Raw genomic sequence first — 23632 nt, 5'->3', positions numbered from 1 at the left:
GGGTATGCGTGCCGAGAGGGGCGGTCGCAGTCGGGCTCGGTCGTTGATCACGTTCATCGGCGTGAGTGTGCTGTCGGGCGCCCTGGCGGCGGGGCTCGCGGTGCCGTTCGCCGGGTTCGCCGGGCGCGGTTCGGAGCACGTGGCCGAGACCGTGCAGAACCTGCCGCGCGAGCTCGACGTCGATCCGGTCGCGGTCCGGAGCCGGATCCTGGCCGCGGACGGCACGCTGATCGCCACCCTGTACGAGCAGAACCGGGTCCCGGTGCCGCTGGCCGCGATGAGCCCGATCATGCTCAAGGCGATCGTCGCGATCGAGGACTCCCGGTTCTACGACCACGGCGCGCTCGACCTGAAGGGCACGCTGCGCGCGATGATCCGCAACCAGACCGAGGGCGAGGTGCAGCAGGGCGGCTCGAGCATCACCCAGCAGTACGTGAAGCTCAGCCTGGTCGAGAAGGCGAAGAGCGCCGCGGCCCGCCGGCGGGCCACCGAGGTGTCGTACCAGCGCAAGCTGACCGAGCTGCGCTACGCGATCGCGGTCGAGAGCGAGCTGAGCAAGGACGAGATCCTCGAGCGTTACCTGAACCTGGTCAACTTCGGTGACGGCGCGTACGGCGTCCAGGCGGCCTCCCAGCACTACTTCCGGACTACGGCCGACAAACTCACGCTGCCGCAGGCCGCGCTGCTGGCCGGCCTGGTGAAGAATCCGACCGGCTACGACCCGACCAACGACCTGACCCGCGCCAAGGCCCGCCGGGACCTGGTGCTGCGGCGGATGCTCGAGCTCGGCGTAATCTCGCTGCACCAGGCCAAGCAGGCGCTGAAGGCCCCGGTGATCAACCTGTCCAGGGTCGAGCCGGTGCCGAACGGCTGCGCCAACTCCCGGTACCCCTTCTACTGCGACTACGTCGTCTCCAAGCTGCTGGAGAACCCGGCCCTCGGCGCGACCATCAGGGACCGCGACCACTACCTGAAGACCGGCGGGCTGACCATCCGGACCACGATCGACCCGCGGATCCAGGCGGCCGCGCAGGCGTCGATCGAGGCGCACAGCAAGCCCACCGACACCGCGATCGCGGCGATCACCATGGTTCAGCCGGGCACCGGCGTGGTGAAGGCGATGGTGCAGAGCAAGCCGTACGGCAACGGCCGGAACCACACGAACTACAACTACAACGTCGAGAAGTCCTACGCCGGCGGGTACGGCGGGTTCCAGAACGGCTCGACGATGAAGGCGTTCACGATCGCGGCGGCCCTGCAGAAGGGCATCCCGATGGACTACCGGATCAATTCGCCGCAGCAGATCAACCTGAGTGGGAAGAAGTTCACGACCTGCACCGGCTTTACCCGGGACCCGGACTACACCCCGCAGAACTCGACCCACAGCGGTGACCTGACCATGGTCGAGGCGGCCCGGTTCTCGACCAACACCTACTTCCTGCAGCTGTCCCAGCGGGTCGGCCTGTGCCCGATCGCCGGGGTCGCGGCCCGGCTCGGGATGTACAACGCGCAGACCGGCCAGCCGCTCGACCAGGTCGTGTCGATGACGCTCGGCGTCGGCTACGTGACTCCGCTGATGCTGTCGAACGCGTACGCGACGTTCGCGGCCCGCGGCAGGTACTGCAAGCCGCTGGTCGTCGCCACGGTGCGGGACAAGTCGGGCAAGTACATCGACACCCCGCAGATCGAGTGCAAGCAGGCCATCCCCCGGCAGGTCGCCGACGGCGTCAACCGGGTGCTCAGCGCGGTGATGATGCCCGGCGGGACCGGTGGCCGGCTGCGCTTCGGCACCCGGGACATGGCCGGCAAGACCGGCACGATCCAGCAGAACCTGGCCGTCTGGTTCGCCGGCTACACCCCGAACCTGGCGGCCGCCGCGGTCGTCGCCGACGCGAATCTCCCGTACACGAACCTGATGTACCGGCACACCCTGGACGGGCGCGACATCGCCGACCCGACCGGCTCCGGCACCGCCGGACCGCTCTGGCAGACCGCGATGCAGGGCGCGCTGCGCGGCATGCCGGTGAAGCGGTTCGTCTCCCCGCCCTCCAGGCTGGTCAGAGACCCTGACTCCGCCGCCAAGCCGGGCGAGAACAAGCCCAAGCCCAACGAGAACCGGCCGGGCTGACGCTACCCCTCGTGCGCGGAGTGGTCGCAGACCTCGCCGTCGGCCTTCAGCGTCGGCGGCACGTCGATGGACGGGTTCTGGTCGAAGAACCCGAACGGCTTGAGCCAGAACGCGATCGTGTCGGCCGGCATCACCGGCCAGTCCTCGATCCGGGTGACGTGGTGGATGCCGAACACGTACCAGAGCACGACGTCGGTGTTCTCCAGCGCCTCGTCGTCCGCGATCCACCGGGTCATCCCGTCGTCGACCGTCGACTGCGTCGGGTAGTCCCCGCACGGCCAGCGTTCCTCGTCGTGGTGCTTGGTCACCCAGACGGTGTGCCCGATCACCGGTGCGCGCAGGTATTGCGGCGTATCGGGGTCCATCAGGGGCGGAATCGAGGCACTCGGGACGAGCTTGTACGCCGGGTTCGTGCCGACGGTGTTCACCCGGTTCGGGTTGACCACCTTCCAGGACCGTTGGGTCGACCAGTTGAAGTCACGGGCTGACTCGGACTCGGAACGGATCGGAGTCGCCTCGGTGACGACCGCGAGTCCGTACGGGTTGTCCGGCGAGACCGGCAGCGCCCGGGAGTCGACCTCCTGGACGGTGTTCCCGTCGCCGTCCACGTCGAGGTCGAGCCGCGCGACCAGGAAGTGCTGGTGGAACGGCGCATACGTTTGTTTGTCGACCACGGTCCCGGTCGGTGGTGGCTCACCGTCGGCGGCGAACGGCGTGGTCACCATCAGGCCGGTCGCCCGGACCTCGCACTCGATGTTGCCGTCCTGGTAGAAACGCCAGTAGATCAGGTACTCGTAGTTCGCCACGGTCGCGTGACAGGACACGACCATGCGGCGCATCCGGCGGACCTCGGCGCCCGTGGTGTGGTCGACGTGCTTCCAGAGGACGGCGTTGTCCTCCTCGTGCAGGCAGATCGCGTTCTTGATCGTGAACGGCTCGCCGTGCGTATCGTGCAGTACGGCGTCCAGGTAGACGATCTCGCCGAGACAGTCGCAGCCGAGCTCGAGCGACGTGGTCATGAACCCGAGACCCCACTCACCGATGTCGAACGCCGTACGCCGGTAGTGGTCGAACGACGTGTCCCGGTAGGGGACCACCATCTCGGTGAACGACATCCGGTAGGCGATCTCGCGATCGTCGTACGTGACCTGGTAGATGACCGGGCCTTCACGGTGGTTGAAGCCGAGTCGCATCGACCATTTCTGCCACGTGAGCTCGGTGCCGTCGACGGTGAACGAGACACCTTCGGGCTGCGTGACGTGCAGCGGCTTGAGGTCCGTGCGCAACGAGCCGCTCCACACACCGGGTGCGTACTCCGCGTCGACGTCCGGCTGCCCGTGGTCGTGATCGTTCTCGAGCTCGAGCAGTTCCAGGGTGTTCAGGTCGACGACGACCTTGAGGCCGGACACCGGATGCGCGTACGGATTGCCGTCGGGCGTCTCGCGGTACCAGATGTCGCACCAGCCGAGCCGCCGGTCGCGGTACTTCTCCGGCATCAAGGCCTTGCCGTACGTCCACACCTCGATCAGGACCAGCGACAGATCGGTGATGCCACGCTCGGCCAGGGCGGCGATCACGTCGGGATGAGCCTTCATCGCCTCGTCGACCTCGTGGTACTCGTCGACGGTGAAGTTCGGCGTCACCCCGGGGACCTGGGTCCACGACACCACGCGGTCCTCGGTCAGGTCGACCACGGCTTCCCAGGTCTGGTTGTCGGCCCGGTTCCACAGGACGGCGAACGCCGTCCGAGGAATGTCGTCACCGGGCCGCCACGCCTTGACGGCGTCCTTGGCCGGCTCGAGCAGCTCGATCGCGGCGAATCGCCATGACCCGCCGAGCTCCTCGTCCCGGCGCAGGATCGCGGCCGTCTGCCGGAACTCGTGCTCGTCCAGCGGCTCGAGTGGATGCGTCGCCATGGGCTTCTCCTCGTCAGTGGGTGAGCCTAGATTGAGGGCACGGGGGACGATTCGTTGGCCGTGCGAGGGGGTTGTCATGCCGGAGAAGAAGGTCTTCCACAACGTCATCGACGGAAAGGTCCAGGCCGCCGCGTCCGGGGCGATGATGGACATCGTCAACCCGTCCACCGGCGAGGTGTACGCGTCCGCGCCGAACTCGGACGAGAACGACGTCGATCAGGCCTTCCAGGCCGCGGCGACCGCGTTCGAGAGCTGGCGCTGGTCGACACCGAGCGAGCGGCAGCACGCGCTGCTGAAGCTCGCCGACCTGATCGAGGCCGGCGCCGAGGAACTGATCGCGATCGAGAGCGAGAACACCGGCAAACCGGTGGTCCTGACCCGGTCGGAGGAGATCCCGCCGATGGTCGACCAGATCCGCTTCTTCGCCGGCGCCGCACGGGTGCTGGAGGGCAAGTCGGCCGGCGAGTACATGCGCGGGTTCACCTCGTCGATCCGGCGCGAACCGATCGGCCCGGTCGCTCAGGTGGCGCCCTGGAACTACCCGATGATGATGTCGGTCTGGAAGTTCGCGCCGGCGCTGGCCGCCGGGAACACAGTGGTCCTGAAGCCGTCCGACACCACCCCGGCGTCGTCGTACTGGATGGTCGAGAGGATGCAGGAGATCTTCCCGCCCGGCGTCTGCAACCTGGTGTGCGGCGACCGTGACACCGGGGCCGCGCTGACCAGGCACAAGGTCCCGCAGCTCGTCTCGATCACCGGTTCGACGCGGGCCGGGATGGCCGTCGCGATGGCGGCTGCGGCCGACGTGAAACGGGCCCACCTCGAGCTCGGCGGCAAGGCGCCGGTGGTGGTCTTCGACGACGCCGATATCACGGCCGCGATCGAGGGCATCTCGGTGGCCGGCCTGTTCAACGGCGGCCAGGACTGTACGGCGGCCACCCGGGTGCTCGTGCAGGAAGGTATCTACGACGAGTTCGTGCAGGAGCTCACCGACGCCGCCCAGGAGACCAAGACGGGGTACGACCCGGCCGACGAGGACATCCTCTACGGGCCGATCAACAACGCCAACCAGCTCGGGCACGTGGCCGGCCTGGTCGACCGTGCGCCCGAGCACGCCCGGGTAACCACCGGCGGTCACCGGATCGGCGAGCGTGGCTACTTCTACGAGCCGACGATCGTCGCCGACCTGAAACAGGACGACGAGCTGATCCGGACCGAGATCTTCGGCCCGGTCCTGACCGTGCAGAAGTTCACCGAGGAGGACGAGGCATTGCGGCTGGCGAACGGCAGCGAGTACGGCCTGGCGTCCTCGGTCTGGACGACCAACGTGAACACCGCGGCCCGGATGTCCGCCCGGCTCGACTTCGGTTGTGTCTGGGTGAACACCCACATCCCGCTGATCGCGGAGATGCCGCACGGCGGTTTCAAGCACTCCGGCTACGGCAAGGACCTGTCGATGTACGGGCTCGAGGACTACACGCGGATCAAGCACGTCATGCTCCATCACGGCTTCGAGGGTTGATCACTCAGTCCACGTCGCGGGCCATCAGGTCGTCCCACGTCTCGCGCCGGACGACGAGACGTGGGACCCCGTCGTTCGCGAAGACCACCGGGATCCGGCGGTTGCCGTTGTAGTTGTTCGCCATCGTGTAGCAGTAGGCACCCGTGGCGGGGACGGCCAGCAGGTCACCGACGCGCGGATCGGCGAGCGGTACGCCGTCCACCAGGACGTCGCCGCTCTCGCAGTGCCGGCCGACCACGGTCACGGTCTCCGACGGCCCGTCGAAGCGACCCACGATGCCCGCCTCGAACCGCTGCTCGAACAACGCGACCTCCAGGTTGTCGCCCATGCCGCCGTCCACCGCGACGAAGGTGATCATGCCTCGCTTCACCGTCGTGACCCGGTAGATCGTGGTCGCCGTCGTACAGACCATGCTGCGTCCAGGCTCGATGATGAGCTGCGCCGCCGCGGGGAGGTGCTGCTTCGCCGCGCCGATCAGGGCGTCGAGGTACGCCGCCACCGTGGGCGGCTCGTCGGCCCAGGTGTACCGGGCGCCTAGCCCACCGCCCAGGTCGTACACCTCGAACTCGCCGAGGCGCGCGACCGGTGCGACCGACTCCGCGAACGGCTCGACGTCGAGGATCTGCGATCCGATATGGACGTGCAGCCCGCGCATCCGCAGCCGCGGGCTGTGCTCGATCCGCTGGATCAAAGCGGCCGCGTCAGGTGGTGCGAGACCGAACTTCGAGCCCTCGTGGCCGGTCAGCACGTGCGCGTGAGTGTCCGCGGTGACGCCCGGGATGATGCGCACCAGCACGTCCTGCGGACGGCCTGTCGCTTCCAGCCGGTCCACGTCGTCGGCGTTGTCCACCACGACCAGGCCGATGCCGTGCTCGACCGCGAGAGCGATCTCCTCGTCGCTCTTCGCGTTACCGTGCAGGACGATCAGGCTCGGGTCGGCACCGGCCTTCAGCGCGGTCAGGATCTCACCGCCGCCCGCGACGTCCAGGCCGAGGCCTTCCTCGACCATCACCCGCTGGATCGCCGTACACGGGAAGGCCTTGGACGCGAAGACGGCGCGGGCGTTCGGCCAGCGGGCCGTGAGCTCGTCGCGGTACTCGCGGGCGCGGGCCCGGAGTGCCTGCTCGGCCACGACGAGGACCGGCGTACCGAACTCGGTGGCGAGGTCGTCCGCGCGGCAGCCGCCGACGACCACGGTGCCGTCGGCATCGAGCCGGCTGCCGGCCGGGAACAGCGAGAGCAGGTCGTTCATGGCGCGGTCCGGGCCAGCACCTCACGGACCACGTCCAGGCTGGTGCCGGGATGGAGGAAGGCGAACCGGCCGATCGTTTCGCCCTCCCACTTGCTCGGTGGGATGAAGGCGACCTCGTCCTCGTGCAACCGCTGCGCCCACTTGTCGTAGTCCTTGCCGGACCAGCCCAGCCGACGGAACAGGACGACGCCGAGGTCGGGCTCGCGGATCAGCTCGAGGTGTGGTTCGGCCTTGATCAGCTCGGCGGTCTCCCGAGCCAACCGGGCCGCGGCCTCGATCGCTTCCCGGTAGGCGTCCACGCCGTACACCGCGAGCGAGAACCAGAGCGGCAGGCCACGAGCCCGACGGGTCAGGTGGTAGGCGTAGTCGGTCGGGTTCCACTCGCCGTCGGAGACGTGGATGACGTCCAGGTACGACGCATCCTGGATGTGGGTGGCTCGTGCGAGCTCGGGCTCCCGGTAGAGCAGGGAACAGCAGTCGAACGGCGTGAACAGCCACTTGTGCGGGTCGAGGATGAACGAGTCGGCCTGCTCGATCCCGTCGTACTTCGGCCGGAGTGAGCGCGCGAAGATGCCGGAGCCGCCGTACGCGCCGTCGACGTGGAACCACCAGCCGTGCTCGTGGGCGATCGCGCCGCAGCCGGCCAGGTCGTCGATGATGCCGGCGTTGGTGGTGCCCGACGTACAGACGAGGGCGGCGATGTTCGACGGGTCGGGATCCGCGGCGACCGCGGCCCGGACGGTGCCGGCGGTGAGCCGGTGGTCGGGCGTGTCGACGACGAGGGCGTCGAGCTCGAGCAGGCGCAGCGTGTTGACGATCGACGAGTGCGCGTCGGTGCCGACGACGACCCGCAGTCTCCGGTCGGCGCCGAGCCGTTTCTTCGCGGTCTCCCGGGCGACCGCGAGCGCGGACAGGTTGCCGGCCGAACCGCCCGACACGAAGCAGCCGCCGGCGCTCGCGGGCAGGCCGGCCTCGTCGGCGATCAACCGCAGCACGGTGTTCTCGGCCGCGATCGCGCCGGAGGCCTCCAGCCAGGAGATGCCCTGGATCGACGCGCAGGACACCAGCATGTCGAAGAGCAGGCTCGCCTTGGTCGGCGCGGCCGGGATGAACCCGAGGAACCGCGGGCTGTCCGCCGAGATCACGCTGGGCGCGATGACGGAGGCGTAGACACCGAGCACCTCGTCCGGCTGCCGGGGCGCGTCCCGGATCAGACCGTCGAGCCGCTCGTAGATCTCGTGTGCGGGCAGGGTGTTGCGGTCCAGTGGCACCGGGTTCATCCGCAGCCGGTTCTCGGCGTACGCGAGGACACTGCGCACCATCTGCTCAGTCGTCTGGTCGACCTCGTGCATGGTCAGTCCTCAGTAGCTCGTTCGGCGAGTTCCTCGGCCCGGCGGCGTGGCACGACCACGACCGGGACGGGGGAGTGCCGCAGGATCTTCGTCGCGCGGGAGCCGAGGAACACCCGGGCGACCGGGCCGAGCTCACTCGACCCGAGCACCATGACGTCTCCCGGCTGCCAGCCGACTTCCTCGATCGCCTCCACCCAGCTGGAACCGGAACCGATCACCGTGTCGACCTGTCCCGGTCCGCCCGGCAGATGCTTCACCTGGGCGAGCGTGCCGGCCACGGTCTTGTCCAGCTCCGTGCGCCACTCCTGCATGACCAGGTCCTCGGAGTCCGTGCCCAGTTGCGTCGTGTACGCCGGGCGGGACCACACCGCGAACGTTGCGATCCGCAACGATGCGCCCACGTCCGCCGCGACGGTCGCCGCCGCCAGCACCAGATCCTCGGCGCTGTGGGACCCGCCGAACGCCGCGGTCACCCGAACCGCCTTGGCGTCCGGAGGACACCGGAATCCACGGGTGGCCAGGGCGAGCGACACATGTGAGCTGTGCACCAGCCGGTCCGTGACGCTGCCGAGCGCGATGTGCCCGAACACCCCGGCGGAGGAGGATCCGAGGACGATCAGCCGGGCGTCGTGCAGCTCGGCCATCTCGAGCAGGCCGGCCGGCGCCGAGCGCGCGCTGTGCCGGACGAAGGCCGTGGGCACGTCGGTGGGGAGGAAGGACTTGGCCCGCTGGAGTGCCTGATCGGCTTCCTGGGCAAGGAATTCGCGGTACTCCGCATCCACCTTGGCCATGCCGGGGATCCACGGCGCCGGGACGACCGTGCAGACGATCAGGTCGTCGCCCGCGGACCGGGCCAGCATGCCCGCCAGGTGCAGGGCCGCCTTCCCCCGCTCGTCGGAGGCGTAGCCGACGATCATCGTCATGGCTGCTGCCCGTCGTCCTCGTCGTGGATCAGCCCGACGTGCTCGTGCCGGCCGAGGTGCGAGTGCTTGAAGCCGTAGAAGAAGTACCAGGCCAGGGCCACCGCGAGCCAGATCAGGAACACGTAGATCGTCACCGCGCGCAGGTCCTTGATGATCCAGAGACAGCCCAGGATCGACAGGATCGGCGTGACGGGATAGCCCGGCACCTTGAACCCGCGCGGCAGCTCCGGATGGGTACGGCGCAACACGATCACGCCGATCGACACCACCAGGAACGCGACCAGCGTGCCGATACTCGTCATCTCGGCCAGGAAGTTGATCGGGATCAACCCGGCCAGCAAGGCGATCAGCACGGCGACGATGATGGTGTTCGGCACCGGTGTGTGGGTGCGTGGATTCACCTTGTGGAACAGCTCCGGGATCATCCCGTCGCGAGCCATCGCGAACAGGATCCGGGTCTGGCCGTAGATGACGATCAGCGTGACGCTGAAGATCGAGATCACCGCGCCGGCGGCCAGCACGGTGGCCGGCCAGGTCGACCCGGTCACGTTCTCCAGGATCGCCGACAGACCGGCGTCCTGATTCTCGAACTCTCCGGACGGCTGCGCGGCGACCGCGACGATCGTGACCATCATGTACAGCCCGGTGACCGTGACGAGCGCGATCAGGATCGCCAGCGGCATCGTCCGCCGTGGATTCTTCACTTCCTCACCGGCGGTGGAGACCGCGTCCAGGCCGATGTAGGAGAAGAAGATGATGCCGGCCGCGGAGGTGATCCCGCTGAGGCCGAACGGCGCGAAGTTCGACAGGTTGTCCGAGTCCCAGCCCTGCAGCCCGAGGATGATGAACAGCAGCAGGATGCCGATCTTGATGCACACCATCACCGCATTGGTTTTGGCGGACTCGCTCGCGCCGCGGATCAGCAGCAGCGTGCAGAGTGTGACCAGGATGACCGCGGGCAGGTTGAACACGCCACCCTGCTCGGGCGCCTGCGAGAGGCTGTCGGGAATGGTGAAGCCGAAGAGGTTGTCGAGTAGTTCGTTCAGGTACTGCGACCAGCCGACCGCGACGGCGGCCGCCGACACGCCGTACTCCAGCAGCAGGCAGGCGGCCACGCCGACGGCCGGCAGCTCACCGAGGGTCGCGTAGGCGTACGAGTACGACGAACCCGACACGGGGACCGCACTCGCCAGCTCGGCGTAGCAGATCGCGGTCAGTCCGGCCACCGTACCGGCGAGCACGAACGACCAGATCACCGCGGGTCCCGCGACCGGCACGGCCTGCGCGAGAACGAAGAAGATACCGGTGCCGATGGTGGCGCCGATACCGAACATGGAGAGCTGGAACAGTCCGATCGAGCGGACCAGTTCGCTCTGCCCGCTGTCGGTCCCGGTCTCCTGCGCCATCTCCGGAACCGGCTTGCGGCGGAACAACTGCCGTGCCGTCATCGCCATGGTGCCTCCCCTCGACGGAGGTGCCCGACCGTCCCCGCCACTCCACCCTTCTCTCGGAGTGTGGCACTCGTCTCTCGGAGTGTGGCACTCGGCAACCGCGCTGGGAACAGGTCAGTTCGGCTTTGGTCGGTCACTTAACAAAGGCTGCGTGGGATCCCACCGGGTCCCGTCCCGTGCGTCCTGGCGTTTCCGCGCGATCGCGGACACCGCCTCCAGTACCACGCGGTTGGCCAGCGCCGCGGTGATGTCGGCGTGGTCGTACGGCGGGCTCACCTCGACGACATCCATCCCGGCCACGGGCAGCTCGAGGCAGATCCGGCGTACGGCGTCCAGCAGTTGACGGGCTGTCAGACCGCCGGGCTCAGGGGTCCCGGTGCCGGGTGCGTGGCCGGGATCGCAGACGTCGATGTCGACGGACAGGAAGACGGCGTCGCACTCGTCGGTGGCGATCGCGAACGCCTCGGTCATGCACTCGTCCAGGCCGCGGTGGCCGAGCTCGGTCATCTCGTAGGACCGCATGTTCTGTTGGGCCATCCAGTCCAGCGTGTCCGGCGGCGGCCAGTACCCGCGCAAACCGATCTGCAGGAAGCGGTCGCCGCGCAGCGCGCCGGACTCGATCAGCCGGCGCATCGGTTGCCCGTGGCCCCAGAGCGAGCCGAACTCGATGTTGCCGGTGTCCGCGTGCGCGTCGAAGTGGATCATCGACACGCGGCCGTGGCCGAGCACGTTCGCGACCCCCTTCGCGTCCGGGAACGCGATCGAGTGGTCGCCGCCGAGCACGATCGGGATGGCGCCCGTACGGGTCACCTTCTCGACCGCCGCCTCGAGCGCGGGCAGGGCGACCTCGATGTCGCCGGAGTACATCTCCACGTCACCGGCGTCGACCACGTTCAGGTCGACCAGGCCGTCGGTGCGTAACGCCAGGCTCGGCCGCGAGCCGTCGTGGCCGAGGTAGTCCCGCATCCGGATCGCCATCGGCCCGAACCGGGCTCCCGGGCGGTGCGAGGTCCCGCCGTCGAAGGGCGCGCCCAGGATGACCACCTGCGCGTCGGCGTACGACGCCGGATCGTCCAGATCACAGACCGGGACTCCGAGGAACGTGAAGTCCGGGCCGAACTGCTGGCCGTAGCGGCTCATCTTCGGAGTTTCGCACCCCGGCCCTCAAGCGTCCAGACGCGCGCCGATCGCCGCGAAGGTCCGCAGGGTGTCGATCAGGTACGTCGCGTTCTGCGGGTCCGGCCAGCTCGACAACTTCACGCCGACGGTCCGGGTCTCGCGGTGGACGTAGACCATCTGGCCGTGAATCCCCAAGCAGACAAGGGCTGTCCCGCGATGGTTCGGCACGAACCAGAACTGGTTGCGGTACCACCCGCCCGGAAGGACGGGCTCGTTGTCCGTGCCCGCGAAGGCCTCTCGTACGTCGGCGGGTGGCTGCCAGGAATCCGCGAGCCACTTGGCCGGCACGACCTTGCCACCGTCGTCGAGCAGCAGTTGCCCGAACCTCGCCAGGTCACGAGCGATCGCGGAGATGCCACCGTCGTGGACCGCGGAGCCGACCGGATCACAGGTGATGTCGGCATCCTGCTCGGCGCCCATCGGGATCCACACCAGGCTCGACACGAGGTCCGCCATCCGGGTCCCGGCCCCGCGCTCGCACACCCAGCCGAGCATGTCGGTGTCGGCCGATCGGTACGTGAAGGATCCGCCGTGGTCGGTCGCCGTACCCAGTGTGGTCAGGTAGCGGTACATGCCGACCGGATCACTGTCCAGGCTCGGCCGCCAGCCCATCGACCGCTCCATCACCCGTACTTCCGAGTCGGCGGCCTGGTAGGTCTCGCTGAACGCCACACCGGTCCGCATGTCGAGCAGTTGGCGCACGGTGGCGTCGCCATAGCCGCTTGTCGCCACCTCCGGGACGTAGTGCGTGAGCTGCGCTTCGACGTCGAGCACGCCGCGGTCGGCCAGGATCCCCGCGACACAGCCGACGATCGACTTGGATACGGACATCACGAGATGCGGGGTGTGTGGAGTCATGCCGGCCAGGTATTGCTCCTCCACGACGACGCCGTCGTGCATGACGATCAGGGCGTCGGTCCAGGTGTCGGCGAACACGCCGCCCGCGCGCGTGGTCGATCCGTCGAGGCGGCTGACCGGGGTTGCCTCCACAGTTGGATCGAGTGCTGTGGTCAGCGTACGGACGTGGGCAGGGTCGGCCGGGATGGCGTGTGTCGGCATCAGTTCGCGCATGTGCCGGAAGGCCCAGCGGACGTTCGGCGGGTCCTGCCAGCCGGACAGGTCGACGAGGGTCTCGTCCGACGGCGGAAAGCCGGTCATCCGGTCGTCGGTGGCGCCCATGCGTCTACCATCGCATCATGCTCTGGCCGGGCACACTGCCGACCCAGCGTGTTTCCCGCGGGAACGGCCCGGTCCGGGAGCTTCCGTCGCGTCCTTCCGACGTGCTCTCGGTTCCCGTGCGGAGGTATGACGGCACGCGCGCGACCGTGGCCGACGTACTGGCCGGCACGCACACCGACGCGTTCGTGATCGCGCGGAACGGTGCGGTGATCGCCGCGGGTGGCGTGCTGGATCAGCCACAGGCGGTGTTCTCGATCACCAAGTCGGTCGTCGGCTGCGTCGCCGGGATCCTGGCCGATCGCGGCGTACTGGATTTTGATCGGCCGGTCACTCACTACGTGGGGGAGTTGGCAGGAAGCGGTTACAACGATGTGACCGTGCGGGACGTGCTCGACATGCGTAGTGGGGTGCACTTCGAGGAGGACTACACCAACCCGCAATCCGATGTCCGGCGGTTGGACCAGTGGCTGGCGGACAAACATCGCCTGTACGACTTCCTCACGACATTGCGAGCGGAAGCACCCCATGGCAGCCGCTTCCTCTACCGGTCGGCGGAGACCGACGTACTCGGCTGGGTGTGCGAGCGTGCGGGTCGCGCACCGATGGCCGAACTGGTGTCGTCGCTGGTGTGGGCGCCACTGGGCGCGGAGCACGATGCCGAGTTCCTGACCGATGTGTCCGGGACCGCTGTGCATGACGGTGGTCTCGCGGTGACAGCCTCCGACCTGTTGCGCTTCGGGCTGATGCTGGCGGCTCAGCCGAAGTGGTTGCGCCGAGCATGGGCAGTCGACGCGCAGGCTCGGCGCGACTTCCTGGCATCCCCGGCCGAGGCGTCCTTCCCCGGTGGCTGGTACCGCAACCAGTTCTGGTTCCGTCCCGCCGCACCCGGCAATGTCCTGCTCTGCTTGGGAATCCACGGCCAGATGCTGTACGTCTGCCGCCGTACCCGCACCGTCTGCGTCAAACTCTCCAACTGGCCCGACCCCCAGCACCCAGCCCACCTGCAGGACACCTTGCGCGCCTTCGACGCCCTGACCCCGTTGCCCCGCAACTCGATCATCTGACCCGCCTGTGCGGTCACCCCAGCCGGTCGAGGATGAACTCGTGAATCGCGTCGAGTAGCTCCGCCTCCACTTCCGAGTGCGCGGTGACCGTGACGGCGGTCCGTGTCCCGGGGCTGATGAGCGCGTATTGGCCGTAGCGGCCGTCCATCCGGTAGACACCGGCTCGATCGATCCAGACGCCCAGGCCATATCCGAGGGTGAACCGCTCGCCCCAGTCGAGAGTGCTGGTGTCGACGCGCTCGGCGGGCATCCGCTGGACGTAGGTCGCCGGCAGGAGCTGTGCGCCCTCCCATTCGCCTTCCTGCAGCAGCAACCGGGCGAAGCGGGCGAGCTCCTCGGTGCGAAGGAAGAGGTCGCTCTCGGCGAACGGGTAACCGCGGGGACAGGTGTGCCACGGCGGGTTGTGCAGGTCCAGTGGTGCGAACAGGCGCGGCAGGAGATACGCGCGTACGTCGGCTCCGGTCACGCGCTCGACGAGTCGGCCGACGGCGTACACACCCGAACCGGTATAGGCGAACCGGCTCCCGGGCGCGGCGTCGAGCGGCGCGGCAACGATCTCGTGGAGCAGGTCCGGCGCGTCGATACGCTCGTCGGCGAACCACTCATGACTCGTGCCGCTGGTCATCGTCATCAACTGGCGCACCGTGAGGTTCTCGACCCCGTCCGCGGCCACGGCCCGGAGCTCGGGGAAGTGGTCGAGGAGGCGGTCGTCGAGTGTGAGACGTCCTTCGGCCTCCGCGAGCCCGACCGCGACCGAGGTGAACGTCTTCGCGATGGAGTAGAGGTTCACCCGGTCGTCGGATCGAACCCGGCGCTCGATCGGCGGCTCGCCCGCGCGGTACAGGTGGACCCCGTAGACGCCCAGGCCCCGCTCGCGATCGGCGCGGAGGAAGTCGTCGAGAACGTCGTCGCGCACCGTCGCACCGTACCTCCGCGAAGCCTCCAGGACCATGACAGAACGCCCTTGCGGTCCTACTGTGAATGGACCAGGGGAGGGTGGGGGATGAACCAGAAGCTGAACGGGATCGCCGAGATCCGCACGTTCTTCCGGACCAACACCCAGCCGATCTACTTCTTCGGGCCGACCGCGTTCAACCTGCTCGGCATCGACCGCTGGGTGCGCAACTTCCAGTACGTCGTCTACTACGACTCCTGGGACGGGACCCACCCGCGGGTGTTCGCGCCGAAGGACCAGCCGTACGTCGAGTTCGAGTCGAGCGAGCAGATCAACAACTACCTGCTCCGCGATCCCGAGGTGCAGGCACACCTGCGCAAGCGCGGCGGTACGCCGATGGTCGTGATGGTGTTCTTCGACGAGGAGACCGAGGAGATCTGCCGGGAGCTCGGCTACCAGCTGATCATGCCCTCGGACGAGCTGCGCCGCCGGCTCGACTCCAAGATCGTCACGACCCAGCTCGGCAACGAGGCCGGCGCCCCGTCGGTGCCCAACGTGATCGGTACCGCGTCGTCGTGGAAATCGTTGAAGGAGCTTGCCGCTTCGGCCGGACTCGGTCGTGACCTGGTCGTGCAGACGCCGTACGGCGACTCCGGCAAGACCACGTTCTTCATCACCGGGAAGAAGGACTGGGAGAAGTACGCCGAGGACATCATCGGCGAGCAGCTCAAGGTGATGAAGCGGATCGACAACAAGGCGGCCGCGGTCGAGGCCTGTATCACTCGGCACGGCACGATCGTCGGGCCGTTCATGACCGACCTCACCGGCTATCCCGAGCTCACGCCGTACAAGGGTGGTTGGTGCGGGAACGACCTCTTCCCGGAGGCGCTGACGCCGGTGCAGCGGGCGCTCGCGATCGACCACGTGCAGCGGCTCGGCGACCGGCTCGCTCGCGAGGGGTACCGGGGCTTTCTCGAGATCGACGTACTGGTCGACCTGGCGACCGACGAGGTGTATCTCGGGGAGCTCAACCCGCGGATCTCCGGTGCCTCGTCGATGACGAATGTGACCGCCGGCGCGTATGCCGACGTACCGCTGTTCCTGTTCCACCTGCTCGAGTTCATGGACGCCGACTACGTCGTCGACGTGGCCGAGATCAACGAGCGCTGGCGTGACCTGGCCGCGGTGGACGTGTGGGCGCAGCTGATCATGAAGGAGCCGGCCGACCAGGTCGAGCGGATCCTGGAGGCACCACGGACCGGGACCTGGCACCTCGGCGAGGACGGTACGCTCGAGTTCGTTGGGGCCGCCAACGACTGGCACGACGTGACGCATGAGGACGAGGCCTTCTTCCTCCGCGTCTACGGTCCGGGTGACTACCGCTTCAAAGGCGCGGACCTCGGCATCCTGGTCACCAAGGGCCGCATGCAGACCCCCGAAGGCCTGACGCCTCGCAGTCGCCGCTACATCAGCGGCATCCGCGCCCAGTACGCCTCCGAACCCCTCGCCGAGCCGCCCGTGCTGGTCCCGATCGGCTACGTCAAGTAGTTCAGAGTGGTCTGAGGTCCGATCCGGGGATCCAGGAGACCTGGCCGTCCTTGTCGCAGAAACGGCCGAGCCACTCACCGTTGTCGCGGATCCAGACGTCGAGCTCGCCGGTGGTCCACTCGGCCCGCTGGACCGGCTGGGCCGGGTCGATCTTGCGAACGGCGTCGGCCGGTCGCGGACCGTGAGCGTCGTACTGAACGTCGAGATCGCTGGCTACCCTACGGGCCTCCGTTTCGTCGTCGATACCGATCGCACGCCACCCGTTGACCGCTCCGTCCCAGACGCCGAATCTGTTCGATCCGTCGTCGGACGGGCGCACCGTGAACCGACCAAGCATGTTTTCAGATTACCCCGTCTTCGAACACATGTTCTAGTCTTGATGTCCACGGGAGGTGTGTGCGATGGAGATCAGCGGTAGCCGCCGGCGAGGCTGCTCAGTGTGGTCGGCTGAGGCTCCGCCAGGAACGGCCGATCCGGGTTCGGCGGAACGCGGACCAGAGTGGATGCCTGGCCGCACGGCGGATCAGTCGGCGCTGGGCGATTCGCCGTACGCCGCGGGTCGTCGGGCGCCGGCAGGGTTGGGGTGGGTTCGCCGGACCTGGCGCCGCGGCCATGGAGAGGTCGCGTTCTGCTGCGCGGACGGCGGGCGGGAGGTGGCTGTCGATTTCGGCCAGGTGTTGCTCGAAGGATGCCCTCCACAGCGCTTGCCGGAGTGCTGCCTCATCCACGGCGGAACTGGTGCCGGCTGCCGAGGCCGCCCACAGCGTTTGGATGGTCTGTGGTTCGAATCCCTCCAGCTCCGAGCCGGTGATGAGCGCTCCGATGAGGTCGCGATCCGGCGCGTCGGCGAGGCGTCGGAGCAGAGCCTTGGCCCTGGCCCGATTGCCCGGTTCCGGTTTGAAGAACGGAACGTCCGCCCACTCGGGGATCAGCCGACGGACCAGGTCACGGTGCAGGGCGTTCTCGAGCCGCTGGGTGGGATCGAGCGCGAAGGCGCCGCGGACGAAGGACGGGATGAGCAACGGCGAGACCACGCCGCTACGCTCACCTGTTGTTCCCCAGCGGCGGAGCCGTTCGACCAGGTAGAAGTAGTCGAGCATGGTCGCGTTCTCGATGCCGCCGTGAACCGCTTCGCGCAGTACGAGCTCGATCTGTGCGGAGACGGCGGCGCGCGCCTCGTCGGACGGGCCGGTCGCGGTCACCAGCCGACTCTGCAGACGGCTGACGAACGCCGCGAGCTTCGGCTCGAGCGGCAGGGCGTCGAGCTGGAGGACATCGGCCGGGTAGAAGTGCCCGTGCGCGAGCTCGCCACCCGCGCCCCCGATCGCGAGGTGCGCGACGCTCGACAGGCTGCTGGGTGGAGTGTGAAAGAGGTAGCTGGCCGGTCTGAGGCCATCGGCGTACCGGTGCCACCGGAGGGCGCGGCTGACGAGGGCAGGAGTGGCCGGCCGAGCCTGTGGAGATTGGGCTGGTGCGGTGCGAGGGGTCACGGCGTGCTCTACCTGGAAGGGGAGCAGACCGACGAGGTCCTCGGCGACCTGGAGCTCGCCCGGCACCGCGTCGTAGCTGTTGAGGCGCAAGTCCACACCGGCGGACAGAAAGGCCGCAGCGACCACACGGGAGTCGCGGCCGCCGCTGAGATCCACGGTCGGCCTTCCCGGCCAGAGGTGATCGACCGACCTCGCCACAGCGCACAGCGCCTCAGCGGTTTCGTCGGCGGCGTCCAGACTGTCGCCGGACCAGACACTGCTGATCTCGACGCGGCTGACGGTGCGGCGGCGCTGCCTGCCCTCGGCCACGATCCGGGTCGCACCCGGCACGGCCAGCACACCCTCGTACGGCGTGGTGTCGTCCATGAACCAGCCGCAAGCTGCCGCATAGCGCCAACCCCGCTGAGCCGCCCTGGCCATGACGCCGGCGAACAAGAGCGCCGCGACCGGCCGATTGCTCCAGACCCAGCCGTCAGGCAGCCGAAGCTGGAACAGGCGTCCCACTCCGATGGAATCGGTGAACAGCTCGAGTCGTTCGTCCGCCGGGTCCAGGACGGCCATCGTGAACGGCGGTGCCAGATCCAGGAATCGGCCGGGCGCCTGAAGAACTGCTCGCGCCAATTGTCCAGGAGCGTTGTGCAGTGGGACGTCTCCGACGATCCGTTCATACCCGAGGGGCGCATGCAGACTCGCGACCCGGAGATCGCCGCCGTCCTGCCAGGACGGCCACAGGCAGTCGCGTTCGCTGCGATCCCAGACGTGCAGCCCGACTGTCCGCGCATCATGTCCCTGGTGGGTGACTGCCTCATGCCAGAGGCTGCCGTAGTAGGCCTCGACCCGCTGTCGGCCCGCAGCGGCCCGTTGATTGTCGTCGCCGGGTCGGTCGAAGAAATAGGCGATCACAGTCTCCACAATGCGCAGGATGCTAACGCCGCAACAGCCATCGGCAACACCCTCCGTGAATTGTTGAATTCTGTCCCTTGCACCGAGTTGAGCACGAAGAAAAGAAACGTTTGACTAAATCGTCGCGGATTTCGCCATATCTGCAAAGCACCGTGGCCGGGCGATCGGCAGTCGCGGGAGGCTCTCGGCTCCATCATCCTTAAGGGAACACATGTTCTAGTATGAGGGGGAGGAGGTGCTGCGATGGGCTACAACAATCCGCCGATCAAGTGGTCGGAGCTGGAGCGGAAGCTGTCGGACCGGTCCCGGCCGGGCAGTCACGGTGACCGGCCGGTGACGGCTGACGGCGGGGACAGCCCGGCATGGTCGCAGCACCGTGGTCCGTATGTGCCCTCGAAGGCCGTCGCTGTCCGCCCGGAGCACGTGGTGCCCTACGCGGAGCTGCACGTGCATTCGAACTTCTCCTTCCTGGACGGCGCCTCCCAGCCGGAGGACCTGGTCGAGACCGCGGTCCGGCAGGGTCTGCACGCGCTGGCGCTGACCGATCACGACGGGTTCTACGGCGCGGCCCGGTTCGCCGAGGCCGCGGCGGCGTACTCGTTGCCCACCGTGTTCGGGGCGGAGCTGTCGCTCGGGCTGACCGGCCCGCAGAACGGAGTGGCCGACCCCGAGGGGAGCCACCTGCTGGTGCTGGCGGAGGGGCAGGAGGGGTATCACAAACTGGCCGGCGCGATCACCGAGGCGCAGTTGGCCGGCGGGGAGAAGGGCAAACCGGTCTACGACCTGGAGGAGCTGGCGGCGTCCGGCCGGGATCACTGGCTGATCCTGACCGGCTGCCGGAAGGGGCTGGTCCGGCAGGCGTTGGAGCTCGGTGGACACGCCGACGGGCCGGCCGCGGCGGGGCGTGAGCTGGACCGGCTGACCGGGTTGTTCGGCCAGGACCGCGTGGTGGTCGAGCTGATCGACCATCACCTCCCCGCGGACACCAGCCGGAACCGGATCCTGGCCGGCCTGGCCGCCGACCGCAGCCTCCCGGTGGTTGCCACGAACAACGTTCACTACGCCACCCCGGCGCAGCACAAGCTGGCCGCCGCGCTGGCAGCCGTCCGGGCCCGGCGGGACCTGGACACGATGGACGGCTGGCTGCCGCCGAGCGGGATGGCGTTCCTGCGCTCGGGCGAGGAGATGGCGGCCCGCTTCCATCGGTACGACGGGGCCGTGGCGCGATCGGTGACATTGGCCGACCAGGTCGCCTTCGACCTGGCCCGGGCGAAGCCGAAGCTCCCACTGCGCGACGTGCCGAAGGGGGAGACGCCGATGTCGTGGCTGCGGCATCTGACCTTCGAGGGCGCCGCCAAGCGGTACGGGACCCGGAAGCAGCGCCCGGACGCGTACGAGCGGCTGGAGCGCGAGCTGGCCGTCATCGAGGAGAAGGAGTTCCCGGGGTACTTCCTGATCGTCGAGGACATCGTCCGGTTCGCGCACGACCACGGGATCCTCTGCCAGGGCCGGGGCTCGGCGGCGAACTCGGCGGTCTGTTACGCGCTCGGGATCACCGCGGTGGACAGCATCCTCTACGACCTGCCGTTCGAGCGGTTCCTCGCCACGACCCGGGCCGAGGAGCCGGATATCGACGTCGACTTCGACTCGGATCGCCGTGAGGAGGTGATCCAGCACGTCTATCAGAAGTACGGCCGTCGCAATGCCGCCCAGGTGGCGAACGTGATCTCTTATCGTCCGAAGTCCGCCGTACGCGATATGGCGAAGGCCATGGGGTATTCGGTCGGTCAGCAGGACGCGTGGTCGAAACAGGTGGACGGGTGGAGTCCGGAGATCACCTCGACCGAGCACGACATCCCACCGCGGGTGGTGACGATGGCGACCGAGCTGCTGAAGTTCCCACGGCACTTGGGGATCCACTCCGGCGGGATGGTGCTGACCGAGCGCCCGGTGGGGGAGGTGGTGCCGATCGAGCACGCGCGGATGGAGGACCGCACGGTTCTCCAGTGGGACAAGGACGATTGTGCCTGGATGGGGCTGGTGAAGTTCGACCTGCTCGGGCTCGGGATGCTGGCCGCGTTGCAGTACTGCATGGAGATGGTCCGCGAGCAACTGGGGGAGTCGTGGCTGTTGCACACGATCCCGAAGGAGGAAGCCGGGGTCTACGACCAGCTGTGCCGGGCGGACTCGGTGGGCGTGTTCCAGGTCGAGTCCCGGGCCCAGATGGCGACGCTGCCCCGGCTGAAACCGCGGCGGTTCTACGACCTGGTCACCGAGATCGCGCTGATCCGGCCCGGTCCGATCCAGGGTGGCGCGGTCCATCCGTACATCCGCCGCCGGACCGGTGAGGAGCCGGTCACCTACCTGCACCCGAAGCTGCGGCCGGTGCTGGAGCGGACCATGGGCGTGCCGCTGTTCCAGGAGCAGTTGATGCAGATGGCGATGGCAGTCGGCGAGATCGACGGCGACGAGGCCGATCTGCTCCGCCGGGCGATGGGATCCAAACGCGGGATCGAGAAGATCTCGTCCCTCAAGGAGAAGCTGTACGCCGGGATGGCGGGCAACGGGATCACCGGGGACCTGGCCGACGAGATCTACGCCAAGATCGAAGCTTTCGCGAACTTCGGTTTCGCCGAGTCGCACTCGATCAGCTTCGCCCTGCTGGTCTACTCCAGCACCTGGCTGCGGCTGCACTACCCGGCCGCGTTCCTGGCCGCGTTGCTGCGGGCGCAGCCGATGGGGTTCTACTCACCCCAGTCCCTGGTCGCCGACGCCCGCCGGCACGGCGTGGAGGTGCGGCGACCACATCTGCACCTGTCCGGAGTCGACGCCGGGCTCGAGGTGCTGGTGGACGGGCAGGAGCTCACCGCGCCGACCGGGTCGCCTTCGTGTTTGGTGGATCCGCAGCCGGTGGTCGGTCCGTTCGATCCGAAGGCGCCGGCCGATACCACCTTCCATCGCCGTGACGGCGCGTTCGCGGTCCGGCTCGGGTTGTCCGAGGTGCGCACGATCGGCGAGAAGGGCGCGAAGCTGATCGTCGAGGAGCGCGAGCGCGGTGGGCCGTTCACCGAGATGGCCGACCTCGTCCGGCGTACCGGGATCACCGCCGCGCAGGTCGAGGCGCTCGCGACCGCGGGAGCCTTCGACTGTTTCGGCCTCGATCGCCGGCAGGCATTGTGGGAAGCCGGTCGCGCCGCCGAGGAGCGGCCCGGTCAGCTCGCCGGGATCACCGCCGCCGGTCCGCCGCCGACCCTGCCCGGGATGAGCGACATCGAAGCCGACATGGCCGACCTGTGGTCCACCTCGATCACCACCACCAGCCACCCGATGCAGCGCGTCCGCGACCAGCTCCGCGCCGAAGGCATCCTGTCCGCGGCCCAGCTCCGCCAGGCCCCGAACGGAGCCCGCGTCCGCGTCGCCGGCGTCGTCACCCACCGCCAGCGCCCCGCCACCGCCTCCGGCGTCACCTTCATGAACCTCGAAGACGAAACCGGTATGGCCAACATCGTCATCACCGTAGGCTGCTGGCACCGCCACGCCGCCGTAGCCCGCAACGCCGGCGCCCTCATCATCCGCGGCCGCGTGGAACGAGCCGGCGAAGTCACCAACCTCTCCGCCGACCACCTCCAACGCCTCCCCCTAGCCTCCCAAACCAAATCCCGAGACTTCCGCTAACCCCGCTCCACCCGACCGTCCTGTCAGCCACCTCCGCCCAACGGACACCGCTTCGCGCCGGCTGACTTTTCGGCCGCCTCCGGCGGCGCGCGAGCCGGAGACACGGTGCAACGCCCCAGCGGACAGACGGCCTGGGCCGGTGGAGCTCCAAGGAGGCTGTGCTGAGCTCATCCGCACCGGGGGAAGAGCGCGTCCCGGCGTGTGCCATACGGTCGGCGCGTGGGGGTGGTGTGCACGTGATAGGTCACGCGCTGGTATCCGTTCCGAGGCCGGCCACCCGGATAGGTTGGGACCGCTCGATCGCCGTGGGGTTCGCGGTCGGGTCGGCCTGTTTCTTCATCGGGCCGTTCCCCGGGTTCGTCCAGCTGGTGGGTACGGCGGCCGACGGCGTGGTCTTCTTCGTCGGCTCCATCTTCTTCACCCTCGCCGCTGCCATGGAATTGCGGGAGGGAACCGTCCGCCGCGGGCATCGCTGGGGCCGTGACCCGTCCTGGTGGAGTGCCGCGATTCAGTTTGTCGGCACTCTTCTGTTCAACCTCAGCACGTTCTCCGCCATGCAAGAAAGCTTGTCGACGCAGCAGGAGAACCGGCTGGTCTGGACGCCCGATGTGTTCGGCTCAGCATGCTTTCTGGTGTCCGGCGCGCTGGCCTACCGAGTCACGGCCGGACCGGGCCTCCTCCCGAGGCGGATGGACCGGGCGTATACGACGGTCGCCGTGAATCTGCTCGGATGCGTGCTGTTCGGGATCTCGGCTCTCGCCTCGTTCGTCGTACCATCCACCGGTTCGATACTCGACCTGGCCGCCGCAAACTGGTGCACCGCGCTCGGCGCCCTCTGCTTCTTCATCGGTGCCCTCCTGAGCTGGCCCACTTCGCCCGACGCGAGCTAGGTCTGCCGCACCACACTGGACTCACAGACTGTGAAGCGGCGGCGTCGCAGGCTGCGTCATGATCAGCCCTGCGCGCGTGGCAGCTCGCCGATTCAGTTGCCTCGTCGCGGCATCCAGGGCACCGTGTAGCTGCTGATCCGTCGGTCGCGAGGCGCCGGATGATCACAGCTGGACGCGGGCCCTCGAGGTCCTCGCCGGCATGCAATTGGTCGGGATCCACCGTGATTCCGGTGAACCCCTGACATCTGCACTCAAGTCCTGGTGC

Annotated in this window: 17 protein-coding genes; 6 read left to right on the top strand and 11 right to left on the bottom strand. The window is 68.3% G+C overall.

Annotation, left to right across the window (positions count from 1 at the left end; all coding sequences use genetic code 11):
- Positions 1–4 precede the first annotated feature (4 nt).
- Positions 5–2128 carry a transglycosylase domain-containing protein gene (locus ACZ3HV_RS22475; protein WP_465686926.1) on the top strand — a complete coding sequence of 708 codons (2124 nt, stop codon included), beginning with the start codon at positions 5–7 and terminating at the stop codon, positions 2126–2128.
- Between the two features lie 2 nt (positions 2129–2130).
- On the opposite strand, the gene ACZ3HV_RS22470 is transcribed toward ACZ3HV_RS22475, so the two are convergent.
- On the bottom strand, positions 2131–4044 hold the full coding sequence (locus ACZ3HV_RS22470) for a primary-amine oxidase (RefSeq protein WP_465686925.1): 1914 nt from the start codon (positions 4042–4044) through the stop codon (positions 2131–2133).
- Positions 4045–4120: 76 nt separating this feature from the next.
- Between ACZ3HV_RS22470 and ACZ3HV_RS22465 the strand changes: the two genes are divergently transcribed.
- A complete protein-coding gene (locus ACZ3HV_RS22465; protein ID WP_465686924.1) occupies positions 4121–5566 on the top strand; it encodes a gamma-aminobutyraldehyde dehydrogenase in 1446 nt (481 codons plus the stop codon).
- Positions 5567–5570: 4 nt separating this feature from the next.
- Here ACZ3HV_RS22465 and lysA read toward each other — a convergent pair whose 3' ends face one another.
- The 6 genes from lysA to ACZ3HV_RS22435 all read right to left on the bottom strand — a co-directional run bounded on the left by lysA (position 5571) and on the right by ACZ3HV_RS22435 (position 12902).
- The gene (gene lysA / locus ACZ3HV_RS22460) at positions 5571–6818 is read right to left on the bottom strand and encodes a diaminopimelate decarboxylase (RefSeq protein WP_465686923.1); all 1248 of its coding nucleotides are present in this window, start codon (positions 6816–6818) and stop codon (positions 5571–5573) included.
- Positions 6815–8170, bottom strand: coding sequence for a pyridoxal phosphate-dependent decarboxylase family protein (locus tag ACZ3HV_RS22455; protein ID WP_465686922.1), 1356 nt, complete (start codon positions 8168–8170; stop codon positions 6815–6817). Before ACZ3HV_RS22455 ends, lysA begins: the two co-directional genes overlap by 4 nt.
- Positions 8171–8172: 2 nt before the next feature.
- Positions 8173–9093 carry a universal stress protein gene (locus ACZ3HV_RS22450; protein ID WP_465686921.1) on the bottom strand — a complete coding sequence of 307 codons (921 nt, stop codon included), beginning with the start codon at positions 9091–9093 and terminating at the stop codon, positions 8173–8175.
- The gene (locus tag ACZ3HV_RS22445; RefSeq protein WP_465686920.1) at positions 9090–10547 is read right to left on the bottom strand and encodes an amino acid permease; all 1458 of its coding nucleotides are present in this window, start codon (positions 10545–10547) and stop codon (positions 9090–9092) included. Before ACZ3HV_RS22445 ends, ACZ3HV_RS22450 begins: the two co-directional genes overlap by 4 nt.
- A gap of 111 nt (positions 10548–10658) precedes the next feature.
- Positions 10659–11684, bottom strand: a complete 1026-nt coding sequence (gene speB, locus ACZ3HV_RS22440) for an agmatinase (RefSeq protein ID WP_465686919.1) — start codon at positions 11682–11684, stop codon at positions 10659–10661.
- A gap of 24 nt (positions 11685–11708) precedes the next feature.
- Complete coding sequence (locus ACZ3HV_RS22435; RefSeq protein ID WP_465686918.1) at positions 11709–12902, bottom strand: serine hydrolase domain-containing protein; 1194 nt, start codon at positions 12900–12902, stop codon at positions 11709–11711.
- Positions 12903–12919: 17 nt separating this feature from the next.
- On the opposite strand from ACZ3HV_RS22435, the gene ACZ3HV_RS22430 reads away from it, so the two are divergent.
- Positions 12920–13966, top strand: coding sequence for a serine hydrolase domain-containing protein (locus tag ACZ3HV_RS22430; protein ID WP_465686917.1), 1047 nt, complete (start codon positions 12920–12922; stop codon positions 13964–13966).
- Between the two features lie 13 nt (positions 13967–13979).
- On the opposite strand, the gene ACZ3HV_RS22425 is transcribed toward ACZ3HV_RS22430, so the two are convergent.
- The gene (locus tag ACZ3HV_RS22425) at positions 13980–14882 is read right to left on the bottom strand and encodes a serine hydrolase domain-containing protein (RefSeq protein ID WP_465686916.1); all 903 of its coding nucleotides are present in this window, start codon (positions 14880–14882) and stop codon (positions 13980–13982) included.
- A gap of 87 nt (positions 14883–14969) precedes the next feature.
- Between ACZ3HV_RS22425 and ACZ3HV_RS22420 the strand changes: the two genes are divergently transcribed.
- A complete protein-coding gene (locus ACZ3HV_RS22420) occupies positions 14970–16409 on the top strand; it encodes a biotin carboxylase (protein ID WP_465686915.1) in 1440 nt (479 codons plus the stop codon).
- A 1-nt stretch (position 16410) separates the two neighbouring features.
- Here the strand turns inward: ACZ3HV_RS22420 and ACZ3HV_RS22415 are convergent, their stop codons facing one another.
- Together ACZ3HV_RS22415 and ACZ3HV_RS22410 are read right to left on the bottom strand one after the other, a co-directional pair.
- Complete coding sequence (locus ACZ3HV_RS22415; RefSeq protein WP_465686914.1) at positions 16411–16746, bottom strand: hypothetical protein; 336 nt, start codon at positions 16744–16746, stop codon at positions 16411–16413.
- 97 nt (positions 16747–16843) lie between these two features.
- On the bottom strand, positions 16844–18811 hold the full coding sequence (locus tag ACZ3HV_RS22410) for a hypothetical protein (RefSeq protein ID WP_465686913.1): 1968 nt from the start codon (positions 18809–18811) through the stop codon (positions 16844–16846).
- 234 nt (positions 18812–19045) lie between these two features.
- Between ACZ3HV_RS22410 and ACZ3HV_RS22405 the strand changes: the two genes are divergently transcribed.
- Positions 19046–22477 (top strand): error-prone DNA polymerase, encoded by a 3432-nt coding sequence (locus ACZ3HV_RS22405; RefSeq protein ID WP_465686912.1) that lies wholly within the window; start codon positions 19046–19048, stop codon positions 22475–22477.
- Between the two features lie 244 nt (positions 22478–22721).
- Here the strand turns inward: ACZ3HV_RS22405 and ACZ3HV_RS22400 are convergent, their stop codons facing one another.
- On the bottom strand, positions 22722–22889 hold the full coding sequence (locus tag ACZ3HV_RS22400; protein WP_465686911.1) for a hypothetical protein: 168 nt from the start codon (positions 22887–22889) through the stop codon (positions 22722–22724).
- Here ACZ3HV_RS22400 and ACZ3HV_RS22395 point away from each other — a divergent pair.
- Entirely contained in the window at positions 22867–23367 is a 501-nt protein-coding gene (locus tag ACZ3HV_RS22395) for a hypothetical protein (RefSeq protein WP_465686910.1), read from the top strand. The genes ACZ3HV_RS22400 and ACZ3HV_RS22395 overlap by 23 nt on opposite strands.
- Positions 23368–23632 lie beyond the last annotated feature (265 nt).

This window comes from Kribbella sp. NPDC020701 (assembly GCF_055562215.1).
The sequence above is the reverse complement of the archived record's forward strand: the minus strand, read 5'-3'. Positions and strand labels throughout refer to the sequence as shown.

Coding starts and splice junctions, on each gene's coding strand:
- ACZ3HV_RS22465 (WP_465686924.1), top strand. CDS start 4,121: ATGCCGGAGAAGAAGGTCTTCCACAACGTCATCGACGGAAAGGTCCAG.
- ACZ3HV_RS22430 (WP_465686917.1), top strand. CDS start 12,920: ATGCTCTGGCCGGGCACACTGCCGACCCAGCGTGTTTCCCGCGGGAAC.
- lysA (WP_465686923.1), bottom strand. CDS start 6,818: ATGAACGACCTGCTCTCGCTGTTCCCGGCCGGCAGCCGGCTCGATGCC.
- ACZ3HV_RS22455 (WP_465686922.1), bottom strand. CDS start 8,170: ATGCACGAGGTCGACCAGACGACTGAGCAGATGGTGCGCAGTGTCCTC.
- ACZ3HV_RS22435 (WP_465686918.1), bottom strand. CDS start 12,902: ATGGGCGCCACCGACGACCGGATGACCGGCTTTCCGCCGTCGGACGAG.
- ACZ3HV_RS22475 (WP_465686926.1), top strand. CDS start 5: ATGCGTGCCGAGAGGGGCGGTCGCAGTCGGGCTCGGTCGTTGATCACG.
- ACZ3HV_RS22470 (WP_465686925.1), bottom strand. CDS start 4,044: ATGGCGACGCATCCACTCGAGCCGCTGGACGAGCACGAGTTCCGGCAG.
- ACZ3HV_RS22445 (WP_465686920.1), bottom strand. CDS start 10,547: ATGGCGATGACGGCACGGCAGTTGTTCCGCCGCAAGCCGGTTCCGGAG.
- ACZ3HV_RS22450 (WP_465686921.1), bottom strand. CDS start 9,093: ATGACGATGATCGTCGGCTACGCCTCCGACGAGCGGGGGAAGGCGGCC.
- ACZ3HV_RS22420 (WP_465686915.1), top strand. CDS start 14,970: ATGAACCAGAAGCTGAACGGGATCGCCGAGATCCGCACGTTCTTCCGG.
- ACZ3HV_RS22415 (WP_465686914.1), bottom strand. CDS start 16,746: ATGCTTGGTCGGTTCACGGTGCGCCCGTCCGACGACGGATCGAACAGA.
- ACZ3HV_RS22400 (WP_465686911.1), bottom strand. CDS start 22,889: ATGGAGCCGACGAAGAAGACCACGCCGTCGGCCGCCGTACCCACCAGC.
- ACZ3HV_RS22405 (WP_465686912.1), top strand. CDS start 19,046: ATGGGCTACAACAATCCGCCGATCAAGTGGTCGGAGCTGGAGCGGAAG.
- speB (WP_465686919.1), bottom strand. CDS start 11,684: ATGAGCCGCTACGGCCAGCAGTTCGGCCCGGACTTCACGTTCCTCGGA.